The organism is Phyllobacterium sp. A18/5-2, from assembly GCF_025452215.1.
In the GTDB taxonomy this organism is placed as follows: Bacteria; Pseudomonadota; Alphaproteobacteria; order Rhizobiales; family Rhizobiaceae; genus Phyllobacterium; species Phyllobacterium sophorae.
On record NZ_CP104966.1, the window covers coordinates 3,421,797 to 3,437,595 of the forward strand.

Here is a 15,799-nt window from a genome sequence, read left to right on the forward strand (position 1 = left end):
CCACGCGGGGGTCAAGGCCCCGCAGTTGCAAACGTCAAGGCGTATGTCGTCTTGAATATTTGCCTTCTATGTAATGTGCAATTGCACGATTTAACACCGGCATTCACCGGATTTTTTGCAATTACCGGCTATAATTTGCCGATAATCGAAATTCTCTACGCCGCATCAGCGGCAGGCGGCTTCGGCCGGTCGCGCCGCGCGACGATATTTTTCAGCGCGTCGAGGAAAAGCGCGATGTCCTCTTCGCTGGTTTCAGGCGCTGTGGAGATCCGCAGACCTCCCATCCCATCGCCATATCCCATCGCCGCCAGCACATGGCTGGGGCCGACTTTTCCCGAAGAACAGGCAGACCCTGCCGATAGCGCAATTCCGGCAAGATCGAAAGCTATTTGCACGGTTTCCGCTTTCATTTCCGCCATCGAGAACATAGTGGTGTTCGGAAGCCGCTCCACAGTCTCACCATAGATTATGGCGTCGGGTGCGATCGCGTGAATTCCGTGCTCTATAGTCTCGCGAGTTCGCGCCGGCCAGCCACCAGAACTCACGCACTCGCGCGCCAAACGCGCAGCCGCGCCAAAACCGGCAATCACCGGCAGGGCTTCCGTGCCGGCGCGATGGCCTTTTTCCTGTCCGCCGCCGCGAACCAGCGCCTTCGGCATCACCAGATCGGAAACGGCAATAATTGCGCCGACGCCTTTCGGTCCGCCAATCTTGTGCGAAGACAGGATGAGGTAATCGGCAGAACATATTGCAATATCGAGTGGAATACGTCCCGCTGCCTGAACCGCATCAACCACGAACAGCCCGCCGAATTCCTTCACCAGCGCGCCAATTTTTTCGACTGGCTGCAAAACGCCCGTTTCATTGTTGGCCGCCTGCACGGCAACCAAGGGTAAACCTTGACTGCGGTCGTGTGCAGTTAGCAGAGCGCGCAATCGCTCAAGGTCGAGCAAGCCATTGCCATCCACCGGCACTTTGTCGATCTGTTCTGGAGAAAACTGCCCGCCGGCAAGGATGCATGGATGTTCGCTGGCGCCTGCATAAAGCCGGGACATGCGCATCGGCGCCCGCCCCATCACATAGTTCGGGGTCAGAAGAGTTGAAGCTGCCTCGGTCGCACCCGATGTAAACACCACATAATCGGGCTTGGCATTCACGAGAGCAGCGACATCGCGGCGCGCTGCCTCAAGAATCGCCTTTGTGGCACGGCCCTCCAGATGAACGGAAGACGGATTGCCAATCTGCATCAGAGCATGGACAACTGCATCGCGCGCTGCCGGGACAAGCGGCGCACTCGCATTGTAGTCCAGATAGGCGCGATTTCGGGCCATGCCTGCTTCTCAATCCTGTTCTTTTGAACTCTGCGCCGTCGAAAAGCGCAATTTTCTTGAAATTCCGCCTCGGACCAGCCTATTAAGCCGTTCCGAGATAAAATTCTATACCAGTTTTGAACGGTTCTAAACTGGTTTTATGGGTGCTGTTGATTGCCGTCAAGCCCGGCGTGTCAAGAAGAGCCCCATAGCGAAGAGTGGAGTATACATGCCTGAAGTTATTTTCAATGGACCAGCGGGACGCCTTGAGGGCCGATATCAGCCTTCAATGGAAAAAAATGCCCCGATTGCGATCGTCCTCCATCCGCATCCCCAGTTTGGCGGCACCATGAACAACAAGATCGTCTACGATCTGTTCTACATGTTCCAGCAACGCGGCTTCACGACATTGCGGTTCAACTTCCGTGGCATTGGCCGCAGTCAGGGCGAATTCGATCATGGCTCAGGCGAGTTGTCGGATGCCGCTGGTGCTCTCGACTGGGTGCAGTCGCTGCATCCGGACTCCAAGACCTGCTGGGTCGCGGGCTATTCCTTCGGCGCCTGGATCGGCATGCAGCTGCTCATGCGCCGGCCGGAGATCGAAGGCTTCATCTCAGTGGCGCCACAGCCAAACACCTATGATTTCTCGTTCCTTGCACCTTGCCCCTCGTCCGGCCTGATCCTTCACGGGGATCAGGATAAGGTCGCACCACCCAAGGACGTTCAGGGTCTTGTGGACAAGTTGAAGACGCAGAAGGGTATCACCATTACACAGAAGACGATGGTCGGTGCCAACCACTTCTTCTCCGGCATGACCGACGAAGTCATCGCTGAATGCTCCGACTATCTTGACCGCCGCCTGAATGGCGAGTTGGTCGAAGCGAAGCCGAAGCGATTGCGCTAAAAGGGCTTTACCAGCACGCCCCCGGACACGGGGGCGTTGCAGCCGGTTGTGGTCGGCCATGTCAGCGGCAATCCATCCAGCGCCCGCACCGCAAGATAGGCCCAGGCTTCGGCCTCCATCAGATCGCCGTTGAACTCCAAATCTTCCGCGACGACGACACTTGCCCTGATGGTCGCAGCGCCTTCCGCGAGATCTTTCATGATCGTGGTGTTCTTGCGGCCGCCGCCGCAAATGATCCAGAGCGATGGCTTGTCCGGCGCGTAGGCACCGGCCATGAGGATCGCTTCGGCTGTAACGCGCGCCAGGGTCCGCGCTCCATCGGCCAGTTCGGGATCGCCAAGATCCGCCAGGGTAAAATCGTTGCGGTCCAGCGACTTGGGCGGTTTCAGGTCAAAGAATGGTTTCGCCAGGTAGCGCGTTACGATATTGGCAATGATCTGCCCCTCGCTGGCGATCGAACCGCCCGCGTCGTAGGCGATCCCGGCCTTGTCAGACACCCACTGATCGATAAGCGTGTTTCCTGGTCCGGTATCGAAAGCGATCGGGTCTTCACCGTCTGAAATGATCGTGATGTTGGAAATGCCGCCAATATTGACGAAGACGACCGGCTTGCCCTTGCTGAGCTCGAATGGAACGCGTGCGGCAAGCGCCTGATGATAGGCCGGCACGAGCGGTGCGCCTTGCCCGCCGTGTATCATGTCATTGGCCCGCATGTCATAGACGACCGGAATGCCCGTCATTTCCGTCAGCATCTTGCCGTCGCCAAGTTGAACGGTCAGGCCCTCCAGTGGGCGATGCAGGACTGTCTGTCCATGAAAGCCAATGATATCAATATCATCCTTGCTGATCTTGCAGTCTGACAGGAACTTGAGCACTGCGTCGCCGTGGCGCTTCGTCAGTTCCTTTTCGACAGCTGTCAGCTCTCGGGGGCGCTGATCTCTCGTCCTGATCGATTTCGCATCCTCAAGTCCAGCTTCGATCTGGCGCCGGAACGCAGTTTCATATGGCATGAAGTCCGAAGGACCCCGCCGTACCTCGGCGCGGCCATCGGTTTCGAGGAGGGCGATGTCGATTCCGTCCATGGACGTTCCGCTCATCAGGCCGATTGCACGCCGTATCGCCGCCAAGACACTGCCTTTCTTGTGATTCGATAGAGAATGATGTTAGAGCAAGTTTTGTCTATAGGAAGCCGTTCTGCTGGAGGGAATTTGGTTCAAGGTCGAGGGATTTGGCGAGGCCGATGTGTTTCCATCGGACGACGCCGCCTGACAAAGTGGTTGGCCGCCAGCCGAGAAACAGAACTGGCTTCATATGGACAAAATTTGCTCTTAACGGCTCCGTCTCACACGGCACGCATTTCGTGCACGCCGATTCAATCAGGAAAATGTTCATGTCTGCCTTCAAATCCGAATTTCTGCACACGCTTTCCACGCGCGGCTTCATCCATCAGACCTCCGACGATGCGGGTCTGGATGCGCTCTTCGCCCGGGAAACCGTGTCAGCCTATATCGGCTTTGATCCGACTGCCTCCAGCTTGCATGCGGGCAGCCTGCTGCAGATCATGATGCTGCATTGGATGCAGAAGACCGGTCATCGTCCAGTCGCCCTGATGGGCGGCGGCACCGGCATGGTTGGAGACCCCTCGTTCAAGGATGAGGCGCGCAAACTTATGACGCCGGAAACAATCCAGAACAACATCGATGGCATCAAGCGGGTCTTCTCCAACTATCTGAACTTCGGAAATGGTCCGAAAGACGCGCTGATGGTCGACAACGCCGAATGGCTGTTGCCGCTCAACTACCTCGAATTCCTGCGCGATGTCGGCCAGCATTTTTCGGTCAACCGCATGCTGTCCTTCGATAGCGTCAAACAGCGGCTCGACCGCGAACAGTCGCTATCCTTCCTCGAATTCAACTACATGATCCTGCAGGCCTATGATTTCGTCGAGCTTAACAAGCGCTACGGCCTGCGCCTGCAGATGGGTGGGTCAGACCAATGGGGCAACATCGTCAACGGCATCGACCTTGGCCATCGCCTGGGGACACCGCAGCTCTACGCCCTCACCTCACCACTGCTGACCACCTCATCGGGCGCCAAGATGGGTAAGTCGATGAATGGAGCAATCTGGCTGAATGCCGAACTGCTGAGCCCCTATGATTTCTGGCAGTACTGGCGCAACACGGAAGATGCCGACGTCGAGCGTTTCCTCAAACTCTACACCACGTTGCCGCTGGACGAGATTGCACGGCTTGCCTCCTCGGGCGGTGCGGAGATCAACGAGACAAAAAAGGTCCTGGCGACTGAAATCACTGCATTGCTTCACGGGCGACAGGCGGCGGAAGAAGCGGCGGAGACCGCGCGCAAAACATTCGAGGAAGGCGCTCTGGCGACCAATCTGCCGACCATCGAGATCGCCACCAGTGAACTTCGAGGCCGGGATCGGCATCCTGACACTTCTCGTCAAGGCAGGGCTTGCCGGATCGAACGGCGAAGCGCGCCGTCATATCCAGGGCGGCGCGGTGCGGCTAAACGACATCGGCATTGCCGACGAAAAGGCGAAGGTCGGAACGTCCGAAGTTACGGCTGACGGCGTGGTCAAGCTTTCTCTCGGCAAGAAGAAGCACATTTTGGTTCGGCCGGTTTAGCACGACGATTGATGCCCATCTCTCCCTTGTGGGGGAGAAAGGATTTTCTTGAAAATCCAAGTGAGGGGATTGCATCTATCGCGCTGAATCCCTCTCTGGCGATTTCTAGCACTTAGCAAGGGCTAAGATGCTGAAATCGCTTTCTCCTCCACAAAGGGGAGATAAGTTTGGCTCTCTACTGAAACTCGAAGATCGAGCGGAAAATGCCGGGCGCAATCACCGAGATCGGGTTGACGGTAATCTGCGGTTGCTTCAGCGGGCCTGACAACTTGTAGGTGATGCCGATCAGCCCGCGGTCCCGTCCGTTCCCAAGCAAAAGCCCGAGAATTGGCAACTCGCCAAAAATGCGGTTGATGCCATAGGCGGGCATGAATGTACCAGTCAGGGACATATTGCCCTGTGGATCGCTGAGCACGCCCTGGAACGTTGTCCCAATGGTCGAGCCACGAATGACGCCATTGGCGAGATTGGTATAGTTCGAACCCTTTTCGATCTGCGAGAAACCGCGATCGAATGTCACTGTAGAAACGTCGATGTTTTTCTGCACCGCATCGTTCAGGCTCGTGCCGTTTGGCGATGTTGAGACCAGTTTTGCAAGACGGGGCTCGTTGACCAGCGTGAAGTTCCGCGCATCAACTTGACCTCGCAACGGACCGTCGCCCTTGGAATCCAGCGCGACGCTGATGGTGCCGCCCGACATCTTGTCATAGAAGCCGAAGAACCGCAGGACCGCGCCGGCATCTTTTGACTGAAGACTAATGGACCGTGCGCCACTTTCAGAACTGTCCGTGGCAATCGCCTTTTGCCCGGATTTCGTTATCGCGTTAAAGGCAAGGCCGGAAACGTTCGAGCCTACTCCTTCATAGGAAAGTGAAACATTGCTGAAGCTTTCCGAATAGAAGCCCGCTACCTCGCCAATGTCCGCATTGACCAGGATACGCTGCTTGCCACCGCTATCGGCGTTCTTTTGTTTCTTGTCCGTGATCTGATTGAGCAACGGCCGCGCATCAAACGAGTCGCCCTTCACATCCACACGATAGCCATACTTGGTCCGGGAGACCTTGACGGCAATATTGTCACCGCGGTTGAGCCTTACATCGCTGAAATCGGCGGAAGTCAGGTCACCGCCTACGACCTTTACGTCGCCGCGCAGGCGGAACGTGTCGCCAGATACATCCAGATCGCGGATATTGACGTTGTCTCCGTCCTGCTGCAGCGCAAATTTGGCACTCGCCTTGACTCCAGCACCCTTGGTCCAACCCAACTGGGCCAACTTGATTTCGGCCTTGGTCAGATCGGCGATGGCAAGCCGCGAGCCATCCGGGGCCTTGTCGATATCAACCGATATCGGCCCCGAAAGCAGCGGGTCGAGCGCTGGAAACAGCGCATTGCGTGTCTTGTCGTCGAGCTGGAGGGTTACGTTCCGTTCGCGTTTGGCTGTGTTGCTTCCCAATGGTTCAAACAATTTGACTTCAGCAGGAATACCATTGAGCTGCGCCTTTGCATCGATGCGTGCCTCGTCTTCGGTGACGAACAGCGTGCCATCCGCGTCCGTGATTGTCTGCCCGTCAATTTTCTTGGCGATTGAAACATCGGACAGAGCCATCTCCGCCGACCACTTCAAACTGCCTTTCGGCGAACGGCGAGTCACCGGGAACGTCACCAGCACATGGGTCTTCACATTGCCCTTGATGTCTTCCGGTGCGAATGGAAGATTCTTCAGGCCGTTGATCGGCTTGAAGCCGATAATTTCGGCCACCGCCGAGGCATCGCCCTCCAGATTGAGATCAAGCTCGGACAAAACCGGCCGCTGCGGTCCCCAGGGAATGATGAGCGTGCCGTTGACAATCCGCGCTTCGCGGTTCTTTGGGGTAAAGGATGAGCCTTTCTCCAGATTGATGGTCGTATAGGCACCGCGCACGTTGATCTTGCCATCCGCATTGCGGACAGGTGGCAGATCACCAACGATATCGAAGCGTGAATTTTCTACCGCAAAATCAACCTGAACCTCGTCAGCCTTTAGCGGCGGCGGTTTTCCCGGACCATCGAACCGGCCGGCGGGGAAAATCACATCGATCCTGCTATCCTTTGCCGTACCGCCATAAAGGTTTTCAAGCACCCAGCGGCGTGCACCTGTGGCAACCCAGATCGGCCATAGCTGCTTGACATGCGCAACTGGCATCTTGGGAATGCGCAGCGCCAGCGTCATGGCCGGCGATCCCTTGCCAAATGTCGCACCCGCCTGTCCGTACAGTTCGCTGTCGGCATTGGTGCGCACGGCAATTTCCGAAACGTCAAGCTGCTTATGTGCTTGGTCATACCGCCCGGCAACCCGCGCATTGAACGCAAGTGCCGGCTCGGTGGAATCCTGCGGGGCCGAGGTGGCCTGCTGCGTGATCAATTCGAACCGGTAGCCGGCGTTTGCCGGCGCGGCGCCATCCGTGGAGCGGGGCTCCGGTCCCACTGCCCCTTCGACAACACCTTTGAACGCCCCGAAATGGATATTGGAAGGTTTGATTTCGACTTTGTCCGTGCCCGATACATGCTCGAAATTGATCTGCGACTCCACCACCATATCGTCAACATTGCCGATCGTAACCGGGCCCTGGCCCACATTGATCGTGCCTCGTATGCGCGCCGGTTCGGATATGGTAGCGGCGGTTCCGTCCAGCTTCACCTCGGCTTGGTTATCATAGGCAAGATACGCTCCATCCGGTTTGATGCCGTCAATATCCGGAACAGGTGCAACGCCAAATTTGCCGCTCAGTGGAATCTCGCTGATCGCCAGGGAAAAGGCCTCAACTTTGGCACCAATCGCCGACCGATCCGCCTGGGCGAAAACCTCGACTTCTTTGCCGCGCCATTCCACCGTGCCCTTGATAGCTACCGGGCCGCCCGTCTCCGAGAGGTCGAGTTTGACGATACGCAGGCGTTCCGGTGCGCCGGCAACCGTGAAATCAAACGACGTATCTGAAATCGTTATGTCGCGTGTCTCGCGCTGATCGAGCAGGGAGACTGCACCTTCGAGACCGGCGAAAATCACATCCGTTGCACCATCGAGATTGACCAGACCGCGGTCATCCATGGGCACCAGCGACATGAAATCGAATGGAACCTGCGAGGTAACCCTGATGTGAGCACCATCGAGTTCGAGTCGCTCGACCCGCACATCGCCGCGCAGGAGAGGCAGCGTAGCCAATCCGATACGCACCGAGCGGACATCGTTGATTTCAATGCCGCGTTTCGTGTCGGCAATATTGACGTTTCGCGCCTCGAGGGCCACGTGGCGGCGCTGATCCAAGGAGATTTGTGCGGATTCGATCGTCGCATCAGCCTCCGGCCCAAGCACTGTCTTGAGCGCCAGCTGTGTGCGCTGCGTCAGCGCTTCGCCGCCCACGCCGACGCGCAGAACCACGAAGGCTATGCCAGCAAGAACGGCAATCAAAATAAGAAATGAGGAAACTGCACCGCAGGCAAACCGCAGACGGGACCGCTTTGGCGGCATCACCACGGGAACCTCGCTTTGTTCGAAAGCCGAAGGGTAATGGTGCAGTTTTGTGAAGTCTCGCTTTGTGAAACGGACTTTTTCCGGTTTCTCTGTCAAATTCCCAAGCCAATTGAGGAATCAATTGGGAAACCGTAGACGATTCCCGTGCCTCTCTATAGTTGCGTAACTGAGGCTCGCATTCAATAATGAAAGAAAGGCATTCCTATGACAGCTTTGGATATCGGCAGCAAAGCCCCCGATTTCACCTTGCCCCGCGACGGCGGCGGCACGATTACCCTTTCAGGTTTACGCGGAAATCCGGTCATCCTGTATTTTTATCCCAAGGACGATACCAGCGGCTGCACGCAGGAAGCGATCGAGTTTTCCGGGCTCAAACCACAATTTGAAAAGCTTGGCGCAAAAGTCATCGGCATGTCGCCGGATCCCGTCAAGAAGCACGACAAGTTCAAGACAAAGCACGACCTCAAGGTTGAGCTGGTTGCCGACGAGGATAAGGCCATCATCGAGATCCTACGGGCTCTGGGTTGAGAAGAGCATGTATGGCCGCAAATATATGGGCGTGGAGCGGACAACCTTCCTGATCGATTCGGACGGCAAGATCGCAAAAGTCTGGAACAAGGTCAAAGTTCCGGGTCATGCGGCCGAGGTGCTCGAAGCAACCAGGACGCTCCGGGCCTAGTTTGCATGTTTCAGTTGAAATTCGGATGAGAATCTCACCTTTGTCAGGGTTTATTAACCCTAACGGAGTGTAATGATTTCACAAATTGAAGCTGCAAAATCGACGGGCGTAGCCGCAATGAAGAAGGTCAAATATCCCAGCATCTTCGGCGCCACGAGAGAACCTCACACGATTATCATCGCACGGGGCGAAACGATCCGTCATTTCACTGTCAGGCCTTGGGCGGCGCTTCTTGGCGGCACCCTCGCCCTCGGCCTCGCCGGCAGCTATCTGCTCGCGACCTCGTATCTTGTCTTCCGTGACGACCTCATCAGCGGCAGTGTCGCGAGGCAGGCCCGCCTGCAGCAGGCGTATGAGGACCGTATTGCAGCCCTGCGCACACAGCTCGACCGCGTTACGAGCCGGCAATTGCTCGACCAGAAATTGATGGATGGCAAAGTTGCCGAACTTGTCCAACGGCAAAAGACCCTGAGCGAACGGCACGAGAAGCTTGCGCCCGTGCTTCAGCGCGCCGGAACAGCCTTGCCGATAGAGCCAGAAACCAACCTTGTCATGGATCGGGACGGCCAGGGCATCGTGCATTCCGAAGAACCGGATGGCTTCTACGGCATTGATCCGATCATTACGGGACCGACCACCTCAACGCGCAAGCCGCCGCCGCGCGATAACAAAGCCAGAACCGGGATAGACAAGGCCGAGATTCTGGATTCCGTCGACCATTCCCTGAACACGATCGAATACCGGCAAGCCAAACAAATACAGACGCTATCGAATAACGCCTATGAAAGCGCCGACAAGATCATGGAAGCGCTGGCGGCAACCGGCGTCAAACCGGTTCTGGATGATGACAAGTGGGGCGCCGGCGGTCCGTTGCTGCTTGCCAGCACAAGTCCCGTAGCCGGATTTGACACCAAGCTTGTGGACCTTGATGAAGCACTTGCACGACTTGAAGGAGCCAAGGCTCTGGCGAAGGCCGTGCCGATCGCCAATCCGGTCCCCGGCATGCCGGTCTCAAGCCCCTTCGGCGCGCGAAGAGACCCGCTTCTCGGCATGATGGCGTTCCACTCAGGCATGGATTTCCGCGCTATTTCCGGAAGTTCTGTACTGGCCACGGCCAACGGGACAGTGACGGCAGCCGACTATACCGGCGGTTATGGCAATATGGTCGAGGTAGACCATGGCAACGGCCTGTCCACGCGCTATGGCCATATGAGCCAGATCCTCGTGAGTGCCGGCCAGCACGTCAATTCGGGCGATGTTCTCGGTAAGGTCGGCAGCACCGGCCGGTCCACCGGCCCTCACCTGCATTACGAGGTTCGCAAGAATGGCAATGCGATCAACCCCGCCAGCTATCTTACGATTGGACGGCAAATCGCGGCGGAACTTTAGGCTGAAGCAGAAACACAAGGGCTGCCGGGATCATGTTGAGCTGGGAGCCGCCTGACGCACGTCAGGCGATGTCTTCCACTTCCGCATCCGTGCCATGCACGCGGTGTGCAAGCGCGGCCTCCATGAACGTGTCGACATCGCCGTCGAGCACATCTTGCGGGCTCGTGCTTTCAACGCCCGTGCGCAAGTCCTTCACCAGCTGGTAGGGCTGCAGCACGTAGGAACGGATCTGGTGACCCCAGCCGATGTCGGTCTTGGAAGCTGAAATTGCATCCGCCGCCTGCTCGCGCTTCTCAAGCTCCGCCTCATAGAGACGTGCGCGCAACATCGACCATGCGGTCGCGCGGTTCTTGTGCTGCGAACGCTCTGCCTGACACTGTACGACGATGCCGGTTGCGATGTGGGTAATGCGAACGGCCGAGATCGGTCGTGTTGACGTGCTGGCCGCCGGCACCGGACGCGCGGTAGGTGTCGATGCGCACATCAGCTTCCGTGACCGCAATATCGATATTGTCGTCGACGACCGGATAAACCCAGATACTCGAAAACGAAGTATGCCGGCGCGCGTTGGAGTCGTATGGCGAAATACGCACCAGCCGGTGCACGCCGGACTCCGTCTTCAGAAGGCCGTAGGCATTGTGTCCCTTGACGAGAATGGTCGCGGACTTGATGCCCGCCTCTTCGCCGTAATGCACTTCGAGCAGTTCGACCTTCATTCCTTTGCGTTCGGCCCAGCGCGTATACATGCGCAGGAGCATCGATGCCCAGTCCTGACTTTCCGTGCCGCCAGCACCGGAATGCACTTCGAGATAAGTGTCATTGGCATCCGCTTCGCCGGAAAGCAGTGTGTCGATCTGACGGCGATCGACCTCCTGCTTGATGCTGCGAATGGCTTCTTCCGCCTCGGCGACGATCGACTTGTCATCCTCCTCCTCGCCCATGGCGATGAGTTCGATGTTGTCTTCCAGAGACTGGGTCAAGGCACGGATTGAGTTGATGCTGTCTTCCAGCTGCTGGCGCTCGCGCATCAGTTTCTGGGCTTCCTGCGCGTCATTCCAGAGAGATGGGTCTTCGGCAAGCTGATTCAGATAGCCTAAGCGTTTGATTGAGGTATCCCAGTCAAAGATGCCTCCTCAGCAGGCTTATGGCCTGCTTGATCTCGTCGACCAGCGTCTCAATTTCGGCGCGCATTGGCTGTCCGTTCCTTCTTGTCTTTTTATGGCTTTCAGATTTCGGCGGACCATATTGACTGGTCCGCTTCGATGTAAAGTCTTCAGCGTTCCACGAAATGCGGAAGGGAAGCGGCTAAAACAGCCCGCCGCCGCCACCCTGCAGGGCACGATTGACGTTGGGAGATTGCACCCCAACCGGCGACCCTTCTGAGAATGTATCCATGCCGATTACGGAATAACTGTCCGCAGGTCCCGTACCCGGCTTGAACGCTTCCATGATGACATTCGGGCCGTCAGGAGATGCGCGCATGCCCGTCTTTCGGTCGATCGGAATAACTGTCATGCCTTCCGGAACGCGAAAATCAACGGAACGCTGGCCCTGGAGCGCAGCCTCTGCAAAGTCCCTGAACACCGGAGCAGCAAGACCGCTACCGGTAAAGCCTTTGCCCATCGGAACGGGCGTGTCGTAACCAAGATAGACACCAAAAACGAGATCCGGCGTGAAACCGATGAACCATGCATCCTTTTCGTCATTGGTGGTGCCGGTCTTGCCGGCGATCGGACGATTGAGGCTCTTAAGGATAGTCGCAGTACCGCGCTGAACGACACCCTCCATCATCGAGGTGATCTGATAGGCCGTCATCGGATCAAGCACCTGATCGCGATCGTCGATGAGTTCCGGTTCAGGCTGATCCTTCCATTCGGCGGCCGAGCAGTTCTCGCACTTGCGCTCGTCGTGTTTGAAGACGGTCTTGCCATACCGGTCCTGGATTCGATCGATCATCGACGGCGTTATCTTGCGCCCGCCATTGGCGATGATCGAATAGCCGGTGACCATGCGCAGAACAGTCGTCTCACCCGAACCGAGCGCCATTGCAAGCACGGGCAGCATCTTGTCATAAATGCCGAAACGCTCGGCATATTCGGCGACCAGCTTCATGCCCATGTCCTGGGCAAGCCGAACGGTCATCAGATTGCGCGATTGCTCAATGCCATAACGCAATGTCGATGGACCGGCGAACTTTCCACCATAATTCTTGGGAGCCCAAATACCGAGGCTGCCGCCCTGGTCAACCGAGATCGGTCCATCGAGCACCACCGAAGCCGGCGTATAACCATTGTCGAGTGCCGCGGAATAGACGAACGGCTTGAAAGATGAGCCCGGCTGACGCATCGCCTGCGTTGCCCGATTGAATTCTGATTCGGCAAACGAGAAGCCGCCAACCATGGCCAGCACGCGACCAGTATGCGGATCCATCGCTACCGCGCCGCCCTCGATCTTCGGGACTTGATGGAGATCAAACGCCGTATCGCTGCCTTCTTTCTTCTGGACGAAAATCACATCGCCGACGTTGAAGATATTTTCCAGCGTTTTAGCCGTGGTGCGCTTTTCATTACTGAGCAATCGGAACGCCCATTTAATGTCCGCGGCATCAATAGTGCCCTTCTTGCGTTCATTGACAAGCTTGTCCGAGGTTTCCCGTTCCGGCTGCAGGCCGATAATCGCCTGTTCCGGCGTGACTTCCAGGACCACGGCCAATTGCCAATCCGGCACGTCGGAAAATGCCTTGATTTCAGAGAGCGGAATTCCCCAATCGCCATTGGTCGAAATTGTCTTGTAGGCACCCCGGTAGCCCCGCGCCTCATCATATTTGAAGAGACCTTGTTGAAGCGCTGCGCGGGCCTGAACCTGCATTTTCGGATCGAGGGTCGTGCGGACTGACAATCCACCTTCATAAAGGGCATTCTCGCCGTAGCGGGCGATGATCTGGCGGCGTACTTCCTCGGCGAAATACTCCGAAGCGAAAAGATAGTTGCCGGTATGGCGCGGCGTGACGCCCAAAGGCTCTGCCTTTGCTTCTTTCGCTTCCTCCATGGTTACATAGCCGTTCTCAGCCATGCGATCGATGACCCAGTTGCGGCGCTCGACCGCCCGTTCGGGTTGGCGGAACGGGTGGTAATTGGAAGGCCCCTTGGGCAGCGCGGCAAGATAGGCAACCTCGGCGACAGTCAGTTCGTTGACCGATTTGTTGAAATAAGTCAGCGCAGCGCCGGCGATGCCATAGGAATTCAGACCAAAGAAAATCTCGTTGAGATAGAGTTCGAGAATGCGGTCCTTGGAATAGGCTTGCTCGATGCGGAAGGACAGAATCGCTTCCTTGACCTTGCGTCCGATGGTTTGGTCGTTGCTCAACAGGAAGTTCTTCGCCACCTGCTGGGTAATGGTCGATGCCCCCACGGGCCGCCGGGAACCCCAATTCTGGATATTGGTCATCACGGCGCGGGCAAGGCCGCCGATATCAACACCCGGATGCTGGTAGAAGTTCTTGTCTTCCGCTGAAATGAACGCAGCCTTTACCCGGTCCGGCACAGCCTGAATTGGCAAGTAAAGCCGGCGCTCGCGCGCAAACTCCGCCATAAGCTGGCCATCCGATGAATGGATGCGCGTCATCACTGGCGGCTCGTATTTCGCCAGAACCTCGTAATCAGGCAGATCCTTCGATATGCTGACGACGTAAAGCGCAACGGCAGCTGCTCCCAGCAGCGCCATCACTGTGCCGATTCCGAAAAAATATCCGATCAAGCGTATCATTTGTATCCGGAACCCATTTCACCTGTTGGCACGTATAAAATCAATGCATGCTCTCGATCCATGCAGATTGCGATGCGGGAATGACCAACCTTAAGGGTTTTCCCGGTCCGGCAACCACTTAGTGCAATGCCGAAAGCTCGTCGATGCAATTGAGCGACAAATGTGACAAAGGCAAGGAAAACTCGTTTCCCTTTACAATTTAAATACCAAATGTGGAGTTTCGGCAACGGAGAGGCCTGTGATTTTTTCACAACCCTAACGTGCAGGAATCCTCAGTTTAGCGCACCGGCCGTCTTCATCCCGGCATATTCACCGACAGCAGCCGCCAGTCGTTGCGCAACATGGCTGCGCCAGGCCGGATCGAGCATCAGTTTCTCATCTTCCTGATTGGAGAGATAACCGATCTCCACCAGAACGGACGGAACATCCGGCGCGCGCAGGACCTGGAAACCGGCGAACCTATGCGGATTGTTGATCATGGTGACGTCTTTCTTGAGGGACTTCACCACCGTCTTGGCGAAGCTTAATGAGAATGTGTGCGTCTCCCGGCGCGTCAGATCCATAAGAATATCCGCAATTTCCGGTGTTTCATTGTCGAAAGTGATACCGGCCACCGCGTCTGCTCGATTCTCGCGATCCGCCATGGCCCGCGACTCGGCATCGGAAGCCTTGTCTGACACTGTGTAAACCGTAGCACCGCGAATGCTGCCCCGATTGATCGTATCGGCATGTATCGAAATGAACAGATCGGCCTCGTACTGCCGGGCAATTCGCACACGCTCCGACAACCGCAGGAATGTGTCGTCGTTGCGAGTCATTTCGACGCGGATTCCAGGTAACTTGCCGAGTTCATCGCGCAACTGCTGCGCGAACATCAGTGTGACATTTTTCTCAAGACTCCCGCTGCCGCTTTCCGCGCCGCTATCGATACCCCCATGTCCCGGATCAACGACAACCGTGAACGGCTTCGGTCCCTTGCTGACCTCGTTGGCGGCGGCGCTCGCGATGCGGTCACCTTTCGGAGCCACAACCGTTGAAGCTGTCGTCTGGTTCTGTGCCTTCAGGGCGTCCGCGAACTTCTGGTCCGACGAGGCCACGAGGTCGGCCACAAGCCGATAGCCGGGGCTATTGTCATTCTTGATCACGTCAAGCCGCTCGACCACAAATGGGCCCTTGAGCGTGAAGATCAGTCTGGAACGTGAATCGTCGATCATGCCATAGCGCACATCCGTGATCAGACCACGCGACTCGATTGATTTCTTGTCGAAGGCGAAAACGGTTTTCGGCAGATCAATCGCCAATCGGTGCGGCTCGCCAAGCAGCATCGTCGATACTTCGGGTTCATGATCGAAATTGATGACAACGCGCGTACGCAGCTCGTCGCCAGCGGCCTGATAGGTCAGAGCCGCCAGATCATCGGCTGCATGTCCGTTATTCCCCGCCTGTGCAAAGGCAAGAAAACCAAAGAATGCAGCCATGAATATTCGACAGATCACACTCACCTCTTTGTCGTTCGAAGCTATCGGGCAGGCGTTTCCCGATGCACACCTTGTATCAGACCGGGCACGCATTGGCACTCTGCCCGGGACATACTATCTA

The 15,799-nt window shown here is 56.8% G+C and carries 7 protein-coding genes and 3 pseudogenes; 4 read left to right on the forward strand and 6 right to left on the reverse strand.

Annotation, left to right across the window (positions count from 1 at the left end; translation table 11 throughout):
• Nucleotides 1–155: 155 nt before the first annotated feature.
• Complete coding sequence (locus tag N8E89_RS17080; RefSeq protein WP_106663185.1) at nucleotides 156–1,331, reverse strand: cysteine desulfurase family protein; 1,176 nt, start codon at nucleotides 1,329–1,331, stop codon at nucleotides 156–158.
• Between the two features lie 208 nt (nucleotides 1,332–1,539).
• Here N8E89_RS17080 and N8E89_RS17085 point away from each other — a divergent pair, with 208 nt between their 5' ends.
• Nucleotides 1,540–2,214 carry an alpha/beta hydrolase gene (locus N8E89_RS17085; protein WP_106663184.1) on the forward strand — a complete coding sequence of 225 codons (675 nt, stop codon included), beginning with the start codon at nucleotides 1,540–1,542 and terminating at the stop codon, nucleotides 2,212–2,214.
• On the opposite strand, the gene N8E89_RS17090 is transcribed toward N8E89_RS17085, so the two are convergent.
• Nucleotides 2,211–3,296, reverse strand: coding sequence for an anhydro-N-acetylmuramic acid kinase (locus tag N8E89_RS17090; RefSeq protein WP_262260566.1), 1,086 nt, complete (start codon nucleotides 3,294–3,296; stop codon nucleotides 2,211–2,213). The two genes, N8E89_RS17085 and N8E89_RS17090, sit on opposite strands and share 4 nt — an antisense overlap.
• A 308-nt stretch (nucleotides 3,297–3,604) precedes the next feature.
• Here N8E89_RS17090 and tyrS point away from each other — a divergent pair.
• Nucleotides 3,605–4,859 (forward strand): annotated as a pseudogene (gene tyrS, locus N8E89_RS17095) (tyrosine--tRNA ligase).
• Nucleotides 4,860–5,034: 175 nt separating this feature from the next.
• On the opposite strand, the gene N8E89_RS17100 reads toward tyrS, so the two are convergent.
• Nucleotides 5,035–8,463, reverse strand: a complete 3,429-nt coding sequence (locus N8E89_RS17100; RefSeq protein WP_262260568.1) for a YhdP family protein — start codon at nucleotides 8,461–8,463, stop codon at nucleotides 5,035–5,037.
• A gap of 108 nt (nucleotides 8,464–8,571) precedes the next feature.
• Here N8E89_RS17100 and bcp point away from each other — a divergent pair.
• Nucleotides 8,572–9,046: pseudogene (bcp, locus tag N8E89_RS17105) on the forward strand (thioredoxin-dependent thiol peroxidase).
• Between the two features lie 117 nt (nucleotides 9,047–9,163).
• On the forward strand, nucleotides 9,164–10,435 hold the full coding sequence (locus N8E89_RS17110; RefSeq protein ID WP_262261943.1) for a M23 family metallopeptidase: 1,272 nt from the start codon (nucleotides 9,164–9,166) through the stop codon (nucleotides 10,433–10,435).
• A gap of 61 nt (nucleotides 10,436–10,496) precedes the next feature.
• Here the strand turns inward: N8E89_RS17110 and prfB are convergent.
• The 3 genes and pseudogenes from prfB to N8E89_RS17125 all read right to left on the reverse strand — a co-directional run bounded on the left by prfB (nucleotide 10,497) and on the right by N8E89_RS17125 (nucleotide 15,678).
• Nucleotides 10,497–11,626: pseudogene (prfB, locus tag N8E89_RS17115) on the reverse strand (peptide chain release factor 2).
• Nucleotides 11,627–11,740: 114 nt separating this feature from the next.
• Nucleotides 11,741–14,200, reverse strand: a complete 2,460-nt coding sequence (locus tag N8E89_RS17120) for a penicillin-binding protein 1A (RefSeq protein WP_106663177.1) — start codon at nucleotides 14,198–14,200, stop codon at nucleotides 11,741–11,743.
• Nucleotides 14,201–14,472: 272 nt separating this feature from the next.
• The gene (locus N8E89_RS17125) at nucleotides 14,473–15,678 is read right to left on the reverse strand and encodes an N-acetylmuramoyl-L-alanine amidase (RefSeq protein WP_106663176.1); all 1,206 of its coding nucleotides are present in this window, start codon (nucleotides 15,676–15,678) and stop codon (nucleotides 14,473–14,475) included.
• Between the last annotated feature and the right edge of the window lie 121 nt (nucleotides 15,679–15,799).